The organism is Methylosinus sp. shoA (assembly GCF_059718125.1).
Genome location: NZ_AP046091.1, coordinates 244,733 through 264,535 on the forward strand (window position 1 = coordinate 244,733; position 19,803 = coordinate 264,535).

18 protein-coding genes are annotated in these 19,803 nt (G+C 67.4%); 9 read left to right on the forward strand and 9 right to left on the reverse strand.

Translation table 11 applies throughout. The annotated features are described in order from the left end of the window. Nucleotides 1-38: 38 nt before the first annotated feature. Nucleotides 39-737, reverse strand: a complete 699-nt coding sequence (locus tag AC6IW9_RS01170) for an HAD family hydrolase (RefSeq protein WP_497768127.1) — start codon at nucleotides 735-737, stop codon at nucleotides 39-41. 83 nt (nucleotides 738-820) lie between these two features. After that, complete coding sequence (gene epmA, locus AC6IW9_RS01175; protein ID WP_497768131.1) at nucleotides 821-1,867, reverse strand: EF-P lysine aminoacylase EpmA; 1,047 nt, start codon at nucleotides 1,865-1,867, stop codon at nucleotides 821-823. 110 nt (nucleotides 1,868-1,977) lie between these two features. Between epmA and efp the strand changes: the two genes are divergently transcribed. Further along, nucleotides 1,978-2,550: an elongation factor P gene (efp, locus tag AC6IW9_RS01180; RefSeq protein WP_497772363.1), complete on the forward strand. Its 573-nt coding sequence runs from the start codon at nucleotides 1,978-1,980 to the stop codon at nucleotides 2,548-2,550. 200 nt (nucleotides 2,551-2,750) lie between these two features. Here efp and AC6IW9_RS01185 read toward each other — a convergent pair whose 3' ends face one another. Continuing rightward, a complete protein-coding gene (locus AC6IW9_RS01185) occupies nucleotides 2,751-5,072 on the reverse strand; it encodes a transporter substrate-binding protein (RefSeq protein ID WP_497768132.1) in 2,322 nt (773 codons plus the stop codon). 217 nt (nucleotides 5,073-5,289) lie between these two features. On the opposite strand from AC6IW9_RS01185, the gene AC6IW9_RS01190 reads away from it, so the two are divergent. After that, nucleotides 5,290-6,513, forward strand: a complete 1,224-nt coding sequence (locus tag AC6IW9_RS01190) for an alpha/beta hydrolase (RefSeq protein WP_497768133.1) — start codon at nucleotides 5,290-5,292, stop codon at nucleotides 6,511-6,513. A gap of 7 nt (nucleotides 6,514-6,520) precedes the next feature. Here the strand turns inward: AC6IW9_RS01190 and AC6IW9_RS01195 are convergent, their stop codons facing one another. Next, on the reverse strand, nucleotides 6,521-7,213 hold the full coding sequence (locus tag AC6IW9_RS01195; RefSeq protein WP_497768134.1) for an SDR family oxidoreductase: 693 nt from the start codon (nucleotides 7,211-7,213) through the stop codon (nucleotides 6,521-6,523). A gap of 160 nt (nucleotides 7,214-7,373) precedes the next feature. Between AC6IW9_RS01195 and AC6IW9_RS01200 the strand changes: the two genes are divergently transcribed. Both AC6IW9_RS01200 and AC6IW9_RS01205 read left to right on the forward strand, forming a co-directional pair. Further along, nucleotides 7,374-8,573 (forward strand): YjgN family protein, encoded by a 1,200-nt coding sequence (locus AC6IW9_RS01200; RefSeq protein WP_497768135.1) that lies wholly within the window; start codon nucleotides 7,374-7,376, stop codon nucleotides 8,571-8,573. Between the two features lie 11 nt (nucleotides 8,574-8,584). Next, the gene (locus AC6IW9_RS01205) at nucleotides 8,585-9,676 is read left to right on the forward strand and encodes a M48 family metallopeptidase (RefSeq protein ID WP_497768136.1); all 1,092 of its coding nucleotides are present in this window, start codon (nucleotides 8,585-8,587) and stop codon (nucleotides 9,674-9,676) included. Nucleotides 9,677-9,826: 150 nt separating this feature from the next. Here AC6IW9_RS01205 and AC6IW9_RS01210 read toward each other — a convergent pair whose 3' ends face one another. Both AC6IW9_RS01210 and AC6IW9_RS01215 read right to left on the reverse strand, forming a co-directional pair. Beyond that, on the reverse strand, nucleotides 9,827-10,630 hold the full coding sequence (locus AC6IW9_RS01210) for a DUF72 domain-containing protein (RefSeq protein WP_497768137.1): 804 nt from the start codon (nucleotides 10,628-10,630) through the stop codon (nucleotides 9,827-9,829). 54 nt (nucleotides 10,631-10,684) lie between these two features. Beyond that, nucleotides 10,685-11,947: a GNAT family N-acetyltransferase gene (locus AC6IW9_RS01215; protein ID WP_497768138.1), complete on the reverse strand. Its 1,263-nt coding sequence runs from the start codon at nucleotides 11,945-11,947 to the stop codon at nucleotides 10,685-10,687. 329 nt (nucleotides 11,948-12,276) lie between these two features. Here AC6IW9_RS01215 and dxs point away from each other — a divergent pair, with 329 nt between their 5' ends. From dxs to AC6IW9_RS01240, 5 genes are all read left to right on the forward strand, one after another. Then, nucleotides 12,277-14,208 (forward strand): 1-deoxy-D-xylulose-5-phosphate synthase, encoded by a 1,932-nt coding sequence (dxs, locus tag AC6IW9_RS01220; protein ID WP_497768139.1) that lies wholly within the window; start codon nucleotides 12,277-12,279, stop codon nucleotides 14,206-14,208. 648 nt (nucleotides 14,209-14,856) lie between these two features. Next, nucleotides 14,857-15,162, forward strand: a complete 306-nt coding sequence (locus tag AC6IW9_RS01225; RefSeq protein ID WP_497768140.1) for a DUF6156 family protein — start codon at nucleotides 14,857-14,859, stop codon at nucleotides 15,160-15,162. A gap of 82 nt (nucleotides 15,163-15,244) precedes the next feature. Continuing rightward, a complete protein-coding gene (locus AC6IW9_RS01230) occupies nucleotides 15,245-15,478 on the forward strand; it encodes an FmdB family zinc ribbon protein (RefSeq protein WP_497768141.1) in 234 nt (77 codons plus the stop codon). A gap of 295 nt (nucleotides 15,479-15,773) precedes the next feature. Beyond that, nucleotides 15,774-16,301, forward strand: a complete 528-nt coding sequence (gene infC / locus AC6IW9_RS01235; RefSeq protein ID WP_497768142.1) for a translation initiation factor IF-3 — start codon at nucleotides 15,774-15,776, stop codon at nucleotides 16,299-16,301. Between the two features lie 65 nt (nucleotides 16,302-16,366). After that, nucleotides 16,367-17,218 (forward strand): hypothetical protein, encoded by an 852-nt coding sequence (locus tag AC6IW9_RS01240; protein WP_497768143.1) that lies wholly within the window; start codon nucleotides 16,367-16,369, stop codon nucleotides 17,216-17,218. Nucleotides 17,219-17,221: 3 nt separating this feature from the next. Here AC6IW9_RS01240 and AC6IW9_RS01245 read toward each other — a convergent pair whose 3' ends face one another. From AC6IW9_RS01245 to AC6IW9_RS01255, 3 genes are read right to left on the reverse strand one after another with little or no spacing between them, the layout of a single operon-like run. After that, the gene (locus tag AC6IW9_RS01245; protein WP_497768144.1) at nucleotides 17,222-18,040 is read right to left on the reverse strand and encodes an ABC transporter permease; all 819 of its coding nucleotides are present in this window, start codon (nucleotides 18,038-18,040) and stop codon (nucleotides 17,222-17,224) included. Further along, nucleotides 18,037-18,789, reverse strand: a complete 753-nt coding sequence (locus tag AC6IW9_RS01250; protein ID WP_497768145.1) for an ATP-binding cassette domain-containing protein — start codon at nucleotides 18,787-18,789, stop codon at nucleotides 18,037-18,039. Before AC6IW9_RS01250 ends, AC6IW9_RS01245 begins: the two co-directional genes overlap by 4 nt. Next, nucleotides 18,786-19,802, reverse strand: a complete 1,017-nt coding sequence (locus AC6IW9_RS01255) for a YVTN family beta-propeller repeat protein (protein ID WP_497772366.1) — start codon at nucleotides 19,800-19,802, stop codon at nucleotides 18,786-18,788. The genes AC6IW9_RS01250 and AC6IW9_RS01255 overlap by 4 nt, the downstream gene beginning before the upstream one ends. Between the last annotated feature and the right edge of the window lies 1 nt (nucleotide 19,803).

Here is a 19,803-nt window from a genome sequence, read left to right on the forward strand (position 1 = left end):
AATTGGCGAGCGCGGGTCCGCTTCGTCGGAAGCCCGCGTCAGGGCGACGGAGCCGCGAGGGCGAGCCGCCGGCCGCGCTCTTGCGCCCGCAAGAGCGCGAGCGCCTCGCTCAGGCTGCCCACCACGGCGAGGCAGAGCGCCAGATCCTCGGGCGAAGGTTCGAGCAGATCGGGGGCGAGAATGGTCATGGCGCCGGCGGCGGCGGCGGAACGCAGGCCGGTCGGCGAATCCTCGATCGCCAGGCAGCTCTGCGGCGGCGCGCCGAGCGCCCGCGCCGCCAGCAGATAGGAATCTGGGTGCGGCTTGCCGCGCGCCACGTCGTCCCGCGTCACCAGCGCCGAGAAATGGGCGAGCAGGCCGCAGCGGCCGAGATGATATTCGGCGGTCGAGCGGCGCGAGGAGGTGGCGATGGCGAGCGGAATGTTCAACGCGGTGAGATATTCGACCAGCTCGCGCGCCCCTCGCTTCAGCGGAACGCCGGCGCGCGACGCGCGCCCCACCACGACGCCGCAAGCCTCTACGCAGGCGTCGAGCGGGAAATCGGGCCCGAAGCGATCGAGCATCATCGCCTCGCAATCCTGCAGCGGCCGACCGATCATCTCGAGACAAAAGGCGCGGCCGATGTCGACGCCGACGATCCTTCCGGCTTCGATCCAGGCGTCGACATAGAGCCGCTCCGTGTCGAGCAGCGTGCCGTCCATATCGAAGACGACCGCCTCCACCGGATGAGGGAACATGTCCGCTTCCTCTCGCCTCTCCCGACGCGAGAAAGAAGCCGATTCGCAACGCGTTCCGATGACGAACAGGTCTCGAGGGCGTGTCAGCCCCGCGGCGTCCCCGCCTCCGCCACGGGCGTCCACATCACCTGCTCGATTCGCTCCGCCCCAGCCGCCAGCATCACGAGGCGGTCGAAGCCGAGCGCCACGCCGCTCGCCGGCGGCATAGAACCGAGCGCGGCGAGGAAATCCTCGTCGATCGGATGAGGGTCGCCATAAATTCGGGCGCGCGCGTCCATCTGCGCCGTAAAGCGCCGCCGCTGCTCGACCGGATCGGTCAGCTCGCCGAAGCCATTGGCGAGCTCCACGCCGCACGCGAACAGCTCGAATCGCTCGGCGAAGCGCGGATCCTCCGGCTTGGGTCGCGCGAGCGCCGCCTCGCTCAGCGGATAATCGCAGAGCAGGGTCGCGCGCGAACGGCCGAGCTCCGGCTCCACCTTCTCCGACAGGAGCTTGCTGAACAGATCCGACCAGCAATCGTCCGGCGCGACGCGAATGCCGTCGCGGGCGGCGGCGCGGGCGAGGCCGTCGCAGTCGCCGATCAGCGCGGAAAGGTCGATCCCCGCATAGCGGTCGAAGGCCTCGCGGCAGGAGATCGCTTCGGGCTCTTCGAAAGGGTCCACGCTCGCGACGCCGTAGACGAAGCGCTCGGCGCCCACAGCCTCCGCCGCAGCGGCGAGGAGGCCCGCGCAATCCTCCATCATCCGCTCCGGCGGCTCGCCGGCGCGATACCATTCCAGCATGGTGAATTCCGGATGGTGCAACGGCCCACGCTCGCGGTTGCGAAACACGCGGGCGAAGGTGAAAATGCGTTCCTCGCCGGCCGCCAGCAGCTTCTTGCAGGAAAATTCGGGAGACGTATGCAAATAGAGCCGGCTCGCCTCGCCCGAGGCGGAGACGAGTTCCGTGGCGAAGGCCGAGATGTGCGTCTCATTGCCCGGCGAAACCTGGAGCGCCGCCGTCTCGACCTCGCAAAAACCTTCACGCGCGAAAAACTGGCGCAGAGCGGCGGCAATTTTGGCGCGAGCCTTGAGAAAAGGCTTGCGATCGGCGTAAACATCGCGGGCCCACCAGGGCGACACTCGCGTCATTCGTCGGCCTCGAGAGGTTCGAGAGCGATAGGTTCGAGCGCGGCGCGCGCGGCTCGACCCCTCCGGCGTTCATAGACCCGCCGAGCGCGGCCAGCAATCGAGGATGGAAAATCGTGAAAGTCATCGCCAGTTCGATCCGCAAGGGCAATATCATCGAGAAGGAGGACGGAAACCTCTACGTCGTGCTGAAGGCCGAGAGCTTCTTCCCCGGCAAGGGCACGCCGACGACGCAGATCGACATGCGCCGCCTCTCGGACGGCGTGAAGGTCGCCGACCGCTACAAGACCACCGAGCAGGTCGAGCGCGCCTTCGTCGAGGACCAGAATTTCAGCTATCTGTTCGGCGACGACGACGGCTTCACCTTCATGAACACCGAGACCTATGATCAGGTCGTGGTGCCGAAGGACGTGATCGGCGACCAGGCGCAATGGCTGCAGGAGGGCATGGTCTGCATCCTCTCGCTGTTCAATGGAACGGCGGTGGCGATCCAGCTTCCGGCGCGCGTGACGCTCGAGATCACCGAGACCGAGCCGGCGATGAAGGGCCAGACCGCCTCCTCCTCCTACAAGCCCGCGATCGCCTCCAACGGCGCGCGCGTGATGGTGCCGCCGCACATCCAGCCGGGCACGCGTGTCGTCATCCAGACGGAAGACGGAACCTACGTCGAGCGTGCGAAGGATTGACGCGCGCCGCCGTCATTGCGAGCCGAAGGCGAAGCAATCGGGACGCCGCGGGGCGGCGGATTCGTTTCGCTGCGCTCGCAGCGACGGCTCGGGACGCGCCTCACCTTCGAGGAGGCGTCTCCGAGATCGGCCGTGGCGGCTGGACGGACGTCTGGAAGAAGGGCATCCCCTATTCATGCCCGACGACATCTCTCTCAATTCTATGCGGCCGCGCCGTTCCGGCGCTGCACGAGCCATCGGCTCCAGGGCTCCGGCGCGATGAGTCCGGCGCTCGCCCAAACGGGAAGGATGCGCCCCTGATCGATGCGGCCGACGAAGGCGGGCTTGAAGAGATGCTGCGTCGCCTCGTCGACCCGCGCGGTGACGCCGCTCGGGGCGCGAATGCTGCGTCCGCCGAGCGCCGCGCGCGCCTTCTCCGCCGCCGACGAGCCGGCGGCGGCGACGGCGGCGCTCCACAGGTTGAACCCGAGCCAGGTCGCCTCCATGGCGTCATTGGTCACGGCGTCCGGCGCGCCTTTGAAGCGCCGCCAATCGGCGATGAAGCGGCGGTTCTCCTCGGCGTCGATCGCATGGAGATAGTTCCATGCGACGAAGACGCCGTCGACGCCGCAATGGGCGAGCGCCGGCAGCTCGGCCTCGCCGATGGAGAGCGACAGGATCGGCGTCGACGCGCGCCCGCGGCCGCGGCGCGCGAGCTCGGCGAAGAAGCGCAGATTGGCGTCGCCGCTCACCGTCGAGACGATCGCTGCGCCGGGACGCGCGCCGAAAGCGCGAATCTCGTCGCCGATCTCGCGCCAGTTCTCGCGGCCGGGCGGCGCATAGCGCTCGACGACGTCGCCTGCGGCGAGTCCTCGCGACGCCAGATAGGCGCGCAGGATCGAATTGGTGACGCGTGGATAGACGCCGTCGACGCCCACAAGGAAGAACCGCCGCGCCCCGCGGGTGCGCAGAAAATCCACGGCCGGAATCGCCGTCTGGCTGGGCGTGCCGCCGGCATAGACGATATTGGGCGAGCGCTCTTCGCCCTCGTATTGGCTCGGATAGAACAAGAGTCCGCCGAGCCGCTCCACGACCGGCAGCGTCGCCTTGCGCGAGGCGGAGGTCCAGCAGCCGAAGATGACGTCGACCTTGCGCTCCTCGATCAGAACGCGCGCCTGCTCCGCATAGAGGCTCGGAAGCGAGCGCGGGTCCATGATGACCGCTTCGATGGGCCGGCCGAGCAGCCCGCCGCAGGCGTTGCGCTGCTCGATCAGCATCACGAGCAGCTCCTGCAGCGGCCGCTCGCTGCTCGTCATGGTGCCGGACAAGGAATGCAGAATCCCGACGCGGATCGCGCCGCCTGCTATGTCGGACAAGAAACGGCCGACCGTCTCGGCGAGGACATGAGAGCGGCCGAGCAGATCCTCTGTCGTCGTCAGCACCGAGCGGCCGGCCGATTCCGCCTCGGCGGCGACGCCGCTCATATCGGGAAGCGCTCCGCTCACGTCGCGTGCGACGAGCGTGGCGCGGCTTCCGATGCGGCCGAGTTCGCCGGCCTCGCGATCGAGCGTCTCGGCGAGGCCGAGATTGACCCGCGCCATGGCCCCGACGCTTTCCGAGACGTCGGCGATCGCCCCGACCGTCTCCTCCACCACGCGTCGGATCGCGCTGATCTGGGCCTCGATGTCGGACGCGGCGGTCGAGGCCTGATTGGCGAGCGTCTTCACCTCTCCCGCCACGACCGCGAAGCCGCGTCCCAACTCGCCGGCGCGCGCCGCCTCTATGGTCGCGTTCAGCGCCAGCATGGAGGTCTGGGCGGCGATCGCCTGGATGAGCCGGCTCACCTCGCCGATATGTCCAGTCGCCTCGGAGAGGCTGCGCACGATGCGGTCGGCGCGCGCCAGCTCTTCGGCGGTGCGTTCCGCCACCCCGCGCGCGTCGGCGACCTGCCGCGCGGATCCGGCGATGAGGGCGATCGCCGCCCGCGCCGCCCCGGCGAGGCCGTCCACGTCGCGCGCCGCGGTCTGCGCCGCGGCGGTCGCTGTCGACGCCCGCCGCCGCATCTCGCCGTTGCGCTCCCCGAGATCGGCGACCGTCGTACGGATCGCGGCGCCGGCGGCGTCGAATGCGGACACGGCGTCGTCCACCCTTTCGCGGAAGCGGCGGGTGAAGAAGGCGCGCCCTGCATTGCGGATCTCCAGCTCCGCCTCGCGGCTGCGCTGCGCGACCGAAAGAGCGTCGGCCGCGACGAGCGCGTCGCGCATCCGCTCCGCGACCGTGTCGAGGCGCGCGGACAGGCGGTCGCTCGCGCCGGGCAGGGCGGCGTAGCGGTCGCCGGCGGCGATCATCTCCATCGCCTCCACATGCGGCGTGAGTCGGCGCTCGATATGGGCCGCCGCCGCGAGCGCGGCGACGAGCGCGGATGCGCAAGCGAGCGCGGCGCTCCCCGTCGTCGTCGCGACGAGCGCCGGCGCCGACGCCGCGAGAAGGGCGGCGGTCGTGAGCGTGCGTGAGGGAAGCTTCGCGCGAAAGGTCCGCGCCATTCGTCTGAGGCTCCAGAATATTTGGAAAATCGAAGTGAATGTCGTCTGGCGGAGTTACCGATTTCTTTAAGAAAGGGCGGAGCCGCGCCTCAATTCTCCGCAATCGGCGCCGTAAATTTGTGCGGCGCCGCATGCCACGAATCGACTCGCGCGGCGCGAAGGTCTATCGAGAACGTCGAGAGCTTCGCTGATCGGTGGGGGCGAGTTGCGCTATTCCTTGCTGTTTCACCTCGCCGGCGCGCTCGTCGTCGCCGCGCTCGCCGCCTGCGCGAGCCGTCCGCACGGGGTGTTGGTCGCACAGCCGCAGGCGCCGGGCACGAGCCGCGTCGACATGCTGGTCGCCACGACGCGTAGCGCGCAAGGCGCGCCGCCGGGCGATCTCTTCACCGGCGAGCGCGGCGCACGGCTCGCATTCGCCGACGTCGCCGTCTCCATTCCGCCCGACTCGTCGCGCCGCATCGGCGAGGTGCAATGGCCGGACTCTCTGCCCGCCGATCCCTATCGGGATTTCGTCACGCTGCGCGCCGAGCCGCTGACGCGCGAAGAGGCGCTGCGCGATTTCGACCGCCGCATCGCCGGCGCGTCCAAGCGGCAGGCGCTGGTCTTCGTCCACGGTTTCAACACGCTCTTCGCCGAGGCGGTCTATCGCTTCGCGCAGATCGTCCATGATTCGGGAACGAACGCTCTGCCGGTGCTGTTCACCTGGCCCTCGCGCGGACGCCTCGTCGATTACGGCTATGACCACGAGAGCGCGAGCTATTCGCGCGATGCGCTGGAGGCGGTGCTGCGCGCTCTCGCCCGCGATCCTGCCGTCGGCGAGATATCGATCCTCGCGCACTCCATGGGCAATTGGGTCACGCTCGAAGCACTGCGCCAGATGGCCATCCGCGACAAACGACTGCCGGGCAAGCTCGAGAACGTCATGCTCGCCGCGCCGGACGTCGATTTCGACGTGTTCACGCGCCAGATCGCCGAGATCGGCGAGCGCCGCGCGCTGTTCTCGCTGTTCGTCTCGCGCAACGACGAGGCGCTCGCCGCTTCGCGTCATGTATGGGGCGACAAGGTCCGGCTCGGCGGAATCGATCCGGACGTCGAGCCCTATCGCACGCTGCTCGCCGAGCGCCGCATCTTCGTCGTCGATCTCGCCGATGTGGCGTCGAGCGATCCGCTCGGCCATGGCACATTCGCGCAATCGCCGGAGGTGGTGCGCGCCATCGGCCGGCGCCTGGCCGCCGGTCAGCAGCTCGCCGATTCGCAGGCGAGCGTCGGCGAGAGCGTCGGCCAGATGGCGACCGGCGCCGCCTCGGCGGTGGGAACGGCCGCGGGCGCCGCGGTCACGGCGCCCTTCGCCGTCGTCGATCCCCGCGCGAGAGAGAATCTCGGCGACAGGCTGGAGCAGCTCGGCGCTCACATGACCGACACGTTCCAGCCCCTGCGGTGAGCGGCGCTCACCAGGGCGTGTCCTTGCCCCGATAATCGAGAAAGCGCCCGCTGTCGTCCGGCGTCAGCGCGTCGATGGTCGCGATGATTCCGCCCGCGCTCTCCTCGATCGAGAGTTCCGCGTTCACGCCGCCCATGTCGGTGCGCACCCAGCCGGGATTGAGCGCGACGACGATGATCCCGTCCCGCTGCAGATCCTGCGCCAGGCCTTGCGCGATCTTGTTCAGCGCCGCTTTGGCGGCGCGATAGGCGATATTGGTCGAACCCGGCGTCGCCATGGAGCCGAGGCCGCTGGAGACGAGAATGACGCGCGGATTCTGCGCTTTTCGCAGATGCGGAAGAAAGGCCTGGACGAGGCGCAAGGGCCCGAGCGTATTGATGTCGAAGAGATCGAGCGCGCCGCTGAAATCCATGTCGAGCGTCGACTGGCGCTGCGGCCCATAGGCGCCGGCGTTGCAGACGAGCACGTCGATCGGCTCCTCGACTTGCCTCGCCGCGGCGCGGATCGCTTCTTCGTCGCGCGTGTCGAAATCGACGATGGCGAAGCGGGCGCGATGGCGCGCGACCTCGCGCTGCAGCTCCTCTCTCGCACGCTCGCCGCGCACGGAGGCGGTGACGTCGTCGCCGCGCGCGGCGATCAGCGTCGCGAGCCCATGGCCAATGCCCCTGTTCGCGCCGGAAATGAACCAATGCTCCGCCATCGGACCGCTCCCTCGTGTGAGGAGCGCGAATATAGCGCGCCGTGCGGCGCCGTCAGCGGGATGCCGCCGATTTCGCGCTCGCGAATTGGGCTTGCTCCACTCCGCACACGCACGTAACGTGAGCAGGTTCAATCAGGTGTTTGCTCGAAAGGCGGGTTGCGTGTCCGATGTCGTCATTGCCGCGCGCGACGAGACCGTCGCCGCGCCGAAGCCCTCCCATGCGGCGCCCGAACCCGTTCTCTTCACCGGCGACAATCGCGCATTCCGCCGCCTCGTCATGCGCGGCGCTCTGCTCGAGATCGTGACGGCGGGTTTCTACCGATTCTGGCTGGCGACGAAAATGCGGCGCTATCTCTGGTCGAACACGATCGTCGGCGGCGATGCGCTCGAATATGTCGGCGAGGCCCGGGAGCTGTTGTTCGGCTTCTTCTTCTCGCTCGTCATTTTGACGCCGGCCTATCTCCTCTATTTCCTGGCCACTGTGGAGGCGGAGCGCCATTCGGCTTTCGCCTCGCTTCCCTTGTTCCTCTTCTTCGTCGCCTTCGGCCAATACGCCAATTATGGCGCACGGCGCTACCGGCTGCACAAGACGATGTGGCGCGGATTGCGTTTCGGCATGGGGGGCTCCCGCCTCGCCTATATGGCGCGCGCGATCGGCTGGGGCGTCGTGATCGCGCTCAGCCTCGGGCTCGCGCTGCCCTGGGCGCAGGCGGCGCTCGAGCGCTACAAGATGCGCAACACTTTCTATGGCGATCTGCGCGGCGATTTTGTCGCCCGCGGAGGGAAGTTCTTCAAACGCGGCTGGTGGATATGGGCGGCGACCCTCGCGGTCGCCGCGGCTCCGATCCTGTTCAGAGCGGCCCTGTGGTTCAACGAGCCGCTGTTCATCTTGTCGATATTCGCCATCTTCTTCTTCTCGCCGGCGCTCTACGCCGCCTATAAGACGCAGCAGTGGCGGTGGTGGCTCGAGGGATTGCGGCTCGGCGACGTCAGGCTCGAGACCCGCCTCACGACACGCGCCTTTCTCGGCAATTTTTATGTCTATTTCGGCATTGTCGCCGGCTTCGTCCTGCTTTTCGGGATCGCGGTCGCGATCTTCGGCGCCGTGATCCACCACCGCCAGGGCGCTCAGCCGCCGGCGGCGCCGACGACGATCATGATCGTCCTTTATGTCGCGACTTTCGTCGCGATCGGCATCGCGACGCGAATTTATTTCGTCCAGCGCGTCTGGAAGATCGTCGCGACCTCGCTGGAGGTCCATGCGCTCGACGCCGCGGAGAATGTCTCGGCGGGTGAGGGACCCTCGGCGAGCGCGATCAACGAAGGTTTCGTCGACAGTCTCGATGTCGTCGGTTTTTGAGGGAGGCGTCGTTGAGCGAATCTTCGGCGAACGCGATGGCGTGTGAACGACCCGAGGCGATCTTCTTCGACGGCGTCGTCGGCAAGCGGCGCCTCGTCGCGCCGCGCTTCGGCGCGGAGGCGCTCGAAATCGCCGCCGAGGGCGAGGCGCTCGCGCACTGGCCTTACGACGAGATTCGCCGCGTCGATCGTCCGGGCTTCGTGCTGCGCCGCGAGGCGCGAGGAGCGCCCGAGCTCGCGCGGCTCGAATTGCGCGACGCGCGCCACCAGGAAGACGCGCTCGCGCGCTGCCGTTTTCTGCGCGGCCGCGAGTCGCCGGGCGCCATGCGCAAGATCATCGCCTGGTCGGTCGCCGCGACGGTGAGCGTCGCAGCGCTGATCTGGTTCGGCGTTCCGCTCGCCGCCGACCGGCTCGCGCCGCTCGTGCCCGCGGCCTTCGAGCAGCGGCTCGGCGAAGCGGTCGACACGCAATTGCGCGCGATCTTCCCGCAAGAGGTTTGCCGTGGCGAGACGGGCGTCGCCGCGCTCTCCGAAATGTCGTGGAATCTGCAGCAAGCGGCGACGCTCGATTTGGAGGCGACCGTCGAGGTCCTCGACTCGGGAGTTCCGAACGCGCTCGCGCTGCCCGGCGGCAAGATCTATGTATTCTCGGGGCTGCTGGAGAAGGCGCGATCGTCGGACGAGATCGCCGGCGTGATCGCGCATGAGCTCGGGCATCTCGCGCGTCGCGACGCCTTGCGCAGGATCATCGCCATAGGCGGAACCTCCTATCTCGTCGGACTCTTGTTCGGCGACGTCACGGGCGCGAGCGCGCTCGTCTTCGCGAGCAAGGCGCTCGTCGGCGCGGCGCATTCGCGCGAGCAGGAGGAGCAGGCCGATCAATTCGCCGCCGAGCTTCTCGCGCGCCTCGGCCGGCCGGCGAGGCCCTTGGGCGAACTACTCACGCGCGTCGTGGGCTCGGAGGACGCCGCCTTGGGCCTTTTGCACGATCATCCGCTGACCGCCGAACGCCTCGCCGCCTTTTCCGCCGCGGACCGGGGCGAGCGGGGGCCGCCGCTGCTCGACGCCGAGCAATGGGCCGCGCTGAAGGCGATCTGCGATTGATGGGGTTTTCGGGCGATCCGTTCCGATGCGGAACCCTCTCGATTTTCGCTCCCCTCATCCGAGGCGCTTGTTACGAAATGCAGGAAGCCTCGAAGGATGCTCCAGCGGGCGCGCCCTTCGCCCCTTCGAGACGCCCGCTTCGCTGGCTCTTCAGCGTGAGGGCCCGTCCTTTCGCTCGAGCCGCTCGATGAGGGCCATGGCCGCGGCGGGCGCCCTGACCTTGGCGCCGTCGATCATGAACATGAAGACGTCCCGGGCTCGTTTCTCGGCGGATGCTGCGAGGAGAGGGAGATCGGCGGGCGTCTCGCCGCGCTCCCAGCTCCGCGCGCGCTCCGCCCAGAGGCCGAGCGTTTTCGACTCGTAGCCGGTCGCGCAGTCTTCGCGCGTGCGGCGCAGGCGGGCGTAGACGAAATCCGCCGTCGCGTCGGCGATCGCCGGATGGCCCTCGCCGTCGACGAAGACGGCCGCGACATTTTCGTCGCGCAACTGCGAGACAAATCTCGCGTCGAGAAAGCTCTCGTGGCGAATCTCGAGCGCGTGACGCAGCTGTCGGCCGCCCTTTTTCTCCGGCAGCAGATTCAGGAACGCGCCGATCTCCTCGGCGTCGAAACGCTTGTGCGGCGGCAATTGCCAGAGAATCGGACCGAGGCTCTCGGCGAGCCCGAGCACGCCGCTCGACAGGAAATGCTCGACCTTGTCGCCCGCCTCCGCGAGCGCGCGCGCCGTGACCGCCGCGCGATGCGCCTTGACGCAGAAGACGAAGCCTTCGGGCGCCGTCTCGCGCCATTTCACGAAACTGTCGGGCGATTGCGTGCGATAGAAAGTGGCGTTGATCTCGATCGCCGTCACATGGCGGCTGGCGTAGGCGAGCTCCCTTCCGTGCGGCAGGCCTTCGGGATAGAAGGCCCCCCGCCACGGCTCATAGCTCCAGCCGCCGATGCCGACGCGAATCATCACGAGCCTCCTCGCTCGGGGGAAACGCGTCGGCGGCCGAATCGATTCGTCCGCTCAGCGTTCCTTGCGGCTCATCGCCCGATAGAACGCCTTCTTGGCTGTCGCGCGCAGGCGCCGCCGCAGCTTCTCGACGGCGCAGGCGGCGGAAAAGCGCGAGGGGGCGCGCGGATCGGCCTGGATCATCAGATCGCAGACCGTGACCCGCGCCGGCCAGGCGCGCTCGATCATCGCATGGCCGGGAATGGCGCAGGAGTCGGTGGTCTCGATCTCGGCGCGCTTCGTCTGCGCCTCGGTCAGCGCATAGACGAGCTGAACGCCCGGCGCCTGGGCGCGCAACGCTTCGTCATAGGCGATCTTCCAGAAATAGGCGCGGGCGCCACTCTCGATGACGACGCCCATGGCGATCGGCTTTCCATCGAGCTCGAGGCTGTGAATCTCGCACTTGCCCTCCCGCGCCAGGAGGCGCGTCGCGCTGCGCATGAAGGTCGCGAGCGAGGGATGGCCGAGCAGCGCGCCGCGCTTCGCCTTCCATCCGCTGGCCTCGAGCGCGAGAAAGGCCTCCGCGGCGCCGGCGATCTCGGCCGGCTCGGAATATATCCGATGCGTCAACTCTCCTGCTTCCTCGAGGCGGCGGCGCCGGCGGCGCAGTTCGCTCAGCGCCTTGCCCGATCCGTTGCGCGTCCATAGTTCGCGCGGATCGCCGCCCGGCTGCAGCACGGCGCGTTCGCGCGGCTCCAGCACGCGGCAGCCTCGGCCCGTCGCCTGCGCGGCGCGCGTCAGAGCGGCGAAGGCGGGGCCGGAAATCGGCAAAGTCGGAAAGAGGAGCGCGCCGCTCCCCGGCGAATGAGACGCGAGCCAGTCGATCAGCGCCGTCGCCGCCTCGTCGACATGATCGCGATCGAGAAGCGGCGTCGCCAGCGCGGCCTGTTTGTGCAGCCAGCCGCGCGTCACGACGCCCGCGAGCACCGGCCCCGGCGCGACGATCGGAAACAGCGCGATCAGCCGACGCGCGCCATTGGCCGCCCGCTTCCAGACGGCGACGAACAGAGGACGCGAGCGTGCGGGAAAATGGCGCGCCAACTCGAGGGCGAAGCCCGGCTCGAGAAAGCCGTTGGGCTCGACGGCGCGCGCGGCGAGATCGGCCCAATCCTGCGTGAAGGGCGCCATCTGCTCGGCGCCCAGCGCTTCCGCGGCGACGCCGGCGGACGATCCGGCCTCGACGCCGGCGACGACGCGAAGGCTCGCGGCCGGACGGGGAAGCGCGCCGCCCGCGCGGAGGAATGTCTGTCTGCTGATCCAAAACGGCGCTGTCGCCATGGCCTCCCCCACAATGGTCTCGCTTTCGTCCGACGAGCCGCCCAGAGCGAAACGACTTCCCGCGGCCGGCGCATGGACTTCAAGACGAGGGCCAGACCGGGACGGCGGGCGCCGGAGGATCGGACCGGCGGGCACTCTTTCACGAAAAAGGTTACGATCGATGTTCCAGAGAAGAGAATAATCTCTGCGCCGCGCGCGGTTGCGCCGAGACCGCCATCCGTGCCAGGATGAAACTGCCGAGGTCCGGCATTTGCCGGCTTCGCCGAACCCGCTATATGAGTTCACCTGCGGTCGAAGCTTCTCGGCCCGTCCAGAACAGAGTTGGCGCTTTGACGACATCGAAGACCCCCCTGCTCGACAGGATCGACACGCCGCAGGATCTGCGCAAGCTCCATCCGAACCAGCTGCCGCAGCTCGCCGACGAATTGCGTCGCGAGACGATCGACGCCGTCTCGGTCACCGGCGGACATCTCGGCGCGGGGCTCGGGGTGGTCGAGCTGACCGTAGCGCTGCATTATGTGTTCGACACGCCCAGCGACCGGATCGTCTGGGACGTCGGCCATCAGACCTATCCACACAAAATTCTGACCGGCCGCCGCGACCGCATCCGCACGCTGCGCCAGGGCGGGGGGCTCTCCGGCTTCAGCAAGCGCGCCGAGAGCGAATACGACGCCTTCGGCGCCGGCCATTCCTCCACCTCCATCTCCGCCGGGCTCGGCATGGCGCTCGCCCGCGACCTTTCCGGCGGCAATAATCATGTGGTGGCAGTGATCGGCGACAGCGCGCTCTCCGCCGGCATGGCCTATGAGGCGATGAACAACGCCGGGGCGCTCGATTCGCGGCTCATCGTCATCCTCAACGACAACGACATGTCGATCGCCCCGCCGACCGGGGCCATGTCCGCCTATCTCGCGCGCCTCGTCTCCGGCGGAGCCTATCGCACGCTGCGCGAGACGGCCAAGCAGCTCGCCCGCCACCTGCCGCACTTCCTCTACGACAAGGCGCGCAAGGCCGAGGAGTTCTCGCGCAGCTTCATCACCGGCGGCGGCACCCTGTTCGAGGAGCTCGGCTTCTATTACGTCGGGCCGATCGACGGGCATAATCTCGAGCATCTGCTGCCGGTGCTGACCAATGTCCGCGACAAGGACGACGGCCCCGTGCTCGTCCATGTAGTGACGCAGAAGGGCAAGGGCTACGGCCCGGCCGAGGCGGCGGCCGACCGTTATCACGGCGTCAACCGTTTCGACGTGCTCACCGGGGCGCAGGACAAGCCGAAGGCCAATGCGCCTTCCTATACGAGCGTCTTCGCCAAGAGCCTCGTCGCCGAGGCCGAGCGAGACGACAAGATCGTCGCCATCACCGCCGCAATGCCGGGCGGCACCGGCCTCGACCTCTTCGAAAAAGCCTTTCCCGAGCGCGTGTTCGACGTGGCGATCGCCGAGCAGCACGCGGTCACTTTCGCCGCCGGCCTCGCCTGCGAGGGCTACAAGCCTTTCTGCGCGCTCTATTCCACCTTCCTGCAGCGCGCCTATGACCAGCTGGTGCATGATGTGGCGATCCAGCATCTGCCGGTGCGCTTCGCCATCGACCGCGCCGGCCTCGTCGGCGCGGACGGGCCGACGCACGCCGGGGCGTTCGATATCGCTTATCTCGGCTGCATTCCCGGCATGGTGATCATGGCGGCGGCCGACGAGGCGGAACTCGTTCATATGGTGGCCACCGCCGCGCGATATGACGAAGGTCCGATCGCCTTCCGCTATCCGCGCGGCGAGGGCGTCGGCCTCGATCTGCCGGAACGCGGCGAGGCGCTGGAGATCGGCCGCGGCCGCATTTTGCGCGAGGGTTCGCAGGTCGCGCTGCTGTCTCTCGGCACACGGCTCGCGGATGCGCTGAAGGCGGCCCAGGACCTCGCCGCCCGGGGCGTTTCCGTCACCGTGGCCGACGCGCGCTTCGCCAAGCCGATCGACCGCGACCTCCTGCGCCGGCTCGCCGCCCATCACGAGGCGCTGATCACGATCGAGGAAGGATCGATCGGCGGCTTCGGCGCGCAGGCGTTCCAGTTCCTGTCCGAGGAGGGAGCGCTCGACGGGACGCGCGGGGTGTTCAAATTCCGCAGCATGATCCTGCCCGACGTCTATCTCGATCACGACAAGCAGGATCTGATGCTGGCGAAAGCGAGCCTCGACGCCCGCGCCATCGTCGCCAAGGCGCTGGAGACGCTCGGCGACGAGCGCGCCGCCGCCCGCGCGATGATCGCCTGATCCCTCGTCCGACGCCGCTTCGCGGGGCTATTCCCGCAAGCGGGAGAAGGAGGATCTTGTTTTCGAGGGCGAGGTTTTCTCGACATGTGAAGGCCCCGGAGCGCGAGGGCTCGCGGGGCCTGTTGTTTTCGCCTATAGCGAAATAGTCTGGGAAGCTCCAGAAGGGAATCACGGGAAGCGTTGCGCTTGGCCTTCGCGTATTCTCCCCGTTGGATGTCGAGTATGTCGGCGCGCTCGGAAATCAGCGCTCGATCTCGTCGCGGCGCCCATGACCTCTCGTGAGGTCAAACAATCTGACCCGGTGGCGTCATGCTCCTCTCGCAAGTCAAGTATCGCATGAATCGATCGGCGTGATTTGCTCGCGTCGATCCGCACCATCGCGTTCTCCCGAGGTCCCGCTCGGTCGGTTCGCCTCAAGGCCGGCGTCATTCGCCTTCAGCCTTCGGCCCGTTCAGTCGCGACAGGAGAATGCTGATCTCGATTCGAGGATTCGTCAAGCGCGTTTCGTGAAAGAGCGGCGAGGCGCCGCATCCCCGGCTCCCGAGCGCGACGACGCGGCGCTCGCACAAAAACATTTTCTTCGCTCGCGCGCCGCGCTAGCGAAGGCGACGCCGCCGCCGTGAGGAGAGCGGTCCGAGGGAGAAACGCATGAGCTCCGACGACAGCGATTATCGCTATTTTCTCACCTATAGCGGGGTGGGCCTGCCGCTCAATCTGGTGTCGCCGCTCGCGGCGGACGATCTGCAGAACCGCAACACCTATTTCCGCGCGCGCTATGACGCCGGCGACCGGCTGCTGCTGTGCGAAAAGGTCGTCTATGGCGAAGTCGAACTGCGGCACGCTTATGAATATCGCGCCGAGGGCGGCCTCGCCCGCGCGCTGATCGCCATGGGCGACGACGACGAGACCGAGGTGCTGTTCGACGAGAACGGCAAGCAGACGACGAGGGCGTGATCGCGTCGGTTCGTCGTCTTGCGTTTCTTCGGCGCTCGCCGCATGTACGGGTCCATATCCCTTCCACCAGAGAGGATTTCCCATGCCGCTCTACGCCTATGCCTGCGATTCCTGTGGCCGCGCCTTCGAGACGCTGGTGCGCTCGGGCGACGTTCCGCAATGCCCCTCTTGCGGCGGCGTCGAATTGACGCGCCAGCTTTCGCTCATCGCCAAGCCCGCGTCGGGCGGAGACGCGGCGGCCGAGGCGCCCTGCGCCGCAATGGACGGCCCCGGCGGCTGCGGCGCGGGCTGCCCCGCCTTTTCCGAGTGCGGCTGAGCGCCATGATCTCGGCCGTTCCCGCCCGAACGGGGCGAATTCTCGTTCTGCGGGCCCGATCGGCGAGGGCGATCGCGGCCATCCGCCGCGGGATTTCCGGAACTCCGGCCATTTCGGCTGTTGACTTCGCCGAAGAGAGTGAGATTCTTTTGGTCACACTGATCCGCTGCCGGGGGGCTCCTTCGGGGCGCGAGCGGTTTTTGCCGCTCGCTCTACGGCGCTGATCGCGTCTCGTCTGTCCGGTTCCGCCACTTTCACCGGTTTTCGCCAAAGGAGAACATCCATTCGCCGTCCAATGAAGAGCACCGCGGCCCCGCAAAAGGAAGGCCCGCGCATCAACAAGGAGATTCGTGCGCGCGATGTGCAACTGATCGACGCCGAAGGCAAGAATCACGGAGCGGTTCCGCTTCTGGATGCGCTGTCGCGCGCCGAGGCGGCGGGACTGGATCTCGTCGAGATCGCGCCCAACTCCGAGCCCCCGGTGTGCAAAATCCTCGATTATGGAAAATTTCGATTTCTCGAGCAGAAGAAGGCCGCCGAGGCGCGCAAGAAGCAGAAGATCGTCGAGGTCAAGGAGATCAAGCTGCGCCCCGGCATCGACGAGCACGACTATGACGTCAAGATGAAGGCCGTCCATCGCTTCTTCGAGGAGGGGGACAAGGTCAAGGTGACGTTGCGCTTCCGCGGTCGCGAGATCGCCCATCAGGACATCGGCTACCGCCTGCTGACCCGCGTCAAGGCGGAGACCGCCAATGTCGCCAAGGTCGAGCTCGAACCGTCGATGGAAGGCCGCCAGATGATCATGGTCCTCGCGCCGAGGTGAGCGTTGCGGCGGGAAGGTCTCGGTACGCTCTTGCCGAGACCGCATGTTTCGGCTTTGTTGCTTTCATGTCCAGACTGCTTCTACGCGCGATCGGCCTGTGGGGGCTCGCGTCCGCCTTCGCCGTTTCCGGCGCCCGCGCGCAGCTCGCTCTGCCGGGGGCGATCGCGCCTGCGCCGGCGGGCTCCATCGCCGCGCCGGCGGAAGGAGCAAAACCGCGCCTGCGCGTCTCGGGTCCGGTGACGCCCGTCGCTCCCAAATTGCCGAGCGAAGACACGATCATCGGCCGCGCGCTCTATCTCGACGGCTCGCAAAGCTCGATCGAGCTGCAGCGGCAGGGCGACGGCCTGGAGGTCGCTCGCCTCGCGCTCGCAGGCGATCGCCTGTCGCGATCGGGCGAGACCTGCCGTATCGAGGTCTCCGAGCCGTTGCGGCTCACCGTGCAGCGCACAGAGAGCGGGCTGCGGCGCTACGAAGTGGATTTTCCGGCCTGTCCGTTCATTTTCGATGCGCTCGACGGCGCGATCCTGGTGAGCAACGACGGCAAGGCCTGCGTGCTGAAGCAGGCCGACTGCCGCGCCGATCCCAACGGGCTGTGGGGCATGGGCGAGAGCGAATTCGATCCCAAGAAGGCGAACGAGATGCTGACTCTGCGCGCGCGCGTCGAGCAGAAGGTGCGCAACGACTTCAAGGCGCTCTATGACAAGATCAAATCCGACAAGGCGCTGCGCAAGGATCTGGTGCGCGAGCAGGCGGGATTTTCCGCGCGCCGCGAGGAGATCTGCCGCGCCTATGTCTCGGAGGCGGATTTCGGCTATTGTGCGTTGCGCGTGACCGAGGCGCGGGCGCTGGCGCTCGGCTCCCAGCTCGCGAACAGCTTCAAGAAGACCGCGGAAACGAGCGGGAAGAAAAAGCGGTGAGCCTCACCCGCCCTTGCGCATCATCATGCCTTTGGCCGGGTCGTAGGCCAACAGCGCGCCGGCGGCGAAGACGGTCGTGAAGGCGACGACGAGGCCGAGCGATTCCCAAGTGATTTTTTCATAGAAGGCGAAGCGGATCAGCTCCACCGCATGGGTGAAGGGATTGGCCTGACAGAGCCGATAGAGCAGCGGACTCGATTCCTGCACGCGCCACAGCGGATAGAGCGCCGAAGAGGCGAAGAACATCGGGAAGATGACGAAATTCATCACGCCGGCGAAGTTCTCGAGCTGCTTGATCGCCGAGGACAGCAGCATGCCCAGCGCGCCGAACATCAGCCCGGAGAGAGCGAGCGCCGGCAGCACGGTCAAATAGCCGAGCGGCGTCGGCGGTTCGATCTCCCAAAAGTAAGCGATCAGCAGATAGGCGTAGACCTGCAGGATCGATATGGCGACGCCGGCGACGAGCTTCGATCCGAGCAGGAACCAGCGCGGGAAGGGCGAGACGAGCAGCGTGCGCATATTGCCCATCTCACGGTCGTAGACCATCGACAGCGACGATTGCATGCCGTTGAACAGCTGGATCATCGCCATCAGCCCCGGCGTGATATACACATCATAGAGCACGTAAGTCTCATAGGGCGGGATGATCGAGACTCCGAGGACCTGGCGAAAGCCCGCGGCGAAGATGAACAGCCAGACCAGCGGGCGCACCAGCGCCGAGACGAAACGCTCGCGCTGATGCAGGAAACGCAGAGCCTCGCGCCAGACGACGCCGGCGAGGCAGATCGCATATTGGCGCGCCGTGAAGCCCCCTTCCGTCATGCCGCGTCCCGCATCTCGGCGCCGGTCAGCCGCTCGAAAGCCGCGCCGATCGTCTCGGCGCCGGTCGCCGCCGTGATCGCCGCCGCCTTGTCGAAAGCGAGCGCCTCGCCCCGATGCAGCACGACCACATCGTCGGCAGGCGTGACCTCGTCGATGAGATGCGTCGTCCATAGAACGGCGAGCTGGCGCTCCGCGACGAGCGCGCGCACATGGGCGAGGATGTCGGCGCGGGCCTTTATGTCGAGTCCGACCGTCGGCTCGTCGAGCAGCAGCAGGCGCGGCTCGTGCAGAAGGGCGCGGACGATCTCGACGCGCCGCATCTGCCCGCCCGAGAGGCTGCGCGCCTTGTCGCCGGCGCGATCGGCGAGGCCCGCGCGGGCGAGCGCCGCCGCGCCGCGTCGCTTCGCCTCGCCCGGGCCGATGCCGTGCAAAGCGGCGTGATAGACGAGGTTCTGCATCACGCTCAATTCGAGATCGAGCGTGCGCGCCTGGAACACGACGCCGAGCCGGCGCAGCGCCGCGCCGCTCTCGCGCGCGACATCATGGCCGAAGATTTCGATTCTTCCCTCGTGCGCGGCGTAGAGCCGCGTGATCAGCGAGAACAAAGTGCTCTTGCCGGCGCCGTTCAGCCCGAGCAGCACGGTGAAGCTGCCCGGCGCGACGGTGAAGCTCACATCGTCGAGCGCGCGCCGCGCGCCATAGGAATGGCCGACATGCGCGACATCGAGCGCGAGCGGGTCGGCGCTCATTTCGGCGCCACGGCGATGCCCCAGGGAAAGGCGCCGACGGGAATCGACTTCAGCACCTTGAGGCTCGCGACATCGATCACCGAGACGTCATTGGAGACGCCATTGGCGGTCAGGAGATATTTCTCGTCCGGCGTGAAGGCGAGATGCCAGACGCGCTGGCCGACGAGCAGATATTTTTCGATTCTTTTCGTCGCCGTATCGATGACGGCGACGCGATTGGCCGGCCCGAGCGCGACGAATGCGCGCTTGCCGTCGCCGCTGAAGGAAATGCCGATCGGCTGGATCGCCTCTTTCGACAGGCCGGGAATCTCGAAGCGGATCTTCTCCGCCACCTTGTGGCTCGCCGGATCGATGACCGAGACCGTGCCGCCGATCTCGGATGACACCCAGAGCTCGGAGGCGTCCGGCTTGAAGGCGGCGAAGCGGGGCCGCGCGTCGACCAGCACATTGGCGATGATCTGCTTCGTCTGCGTGTCGATCAGATGCGCCATATTGGTCGTTTCGGACGTGTTCACGATGACGCGTCCGTCCGGGCTCACCGCCATGCCTTCCGGCTCGACGCCGACCGGCACGTCGCCGATGCGGCGCTTCGTCTGCGCATCGATCATGGTGACGAGATTGTCGTTCTCGTTCGACACATAGACCGTCTTGCCGTCGGGACTGAGGATCATCAGCTCCGGATCTGGGCCGGAGGGCAGATTGCCGGTCACCTGCAGCGTCTTCGTGTCGATCACCTGGATCGTGTCGTCGTCGCCGGCGCAGACATAGAGCTCGGCGCCGTCCTTGGAGATCTCGACGCCGCGCGGCCGGCGCCCGACCTTCACCGTCTTCACCGCGGTCATCTTGTCCGTGTCGATGACGGTGATGGAATTGCCTTTCTCGTTGGTGACATAAGCGAGAAAAGCGTGGGCGGGCGAGGCGAGAAGGGCCAGGGCGCAGCATAAGACCAGCGCGCGCCCCTTCTCCCCGGAGGGGAGAAGGGGCCGCGCACACGGATTCTGGCTAGCCTTCATC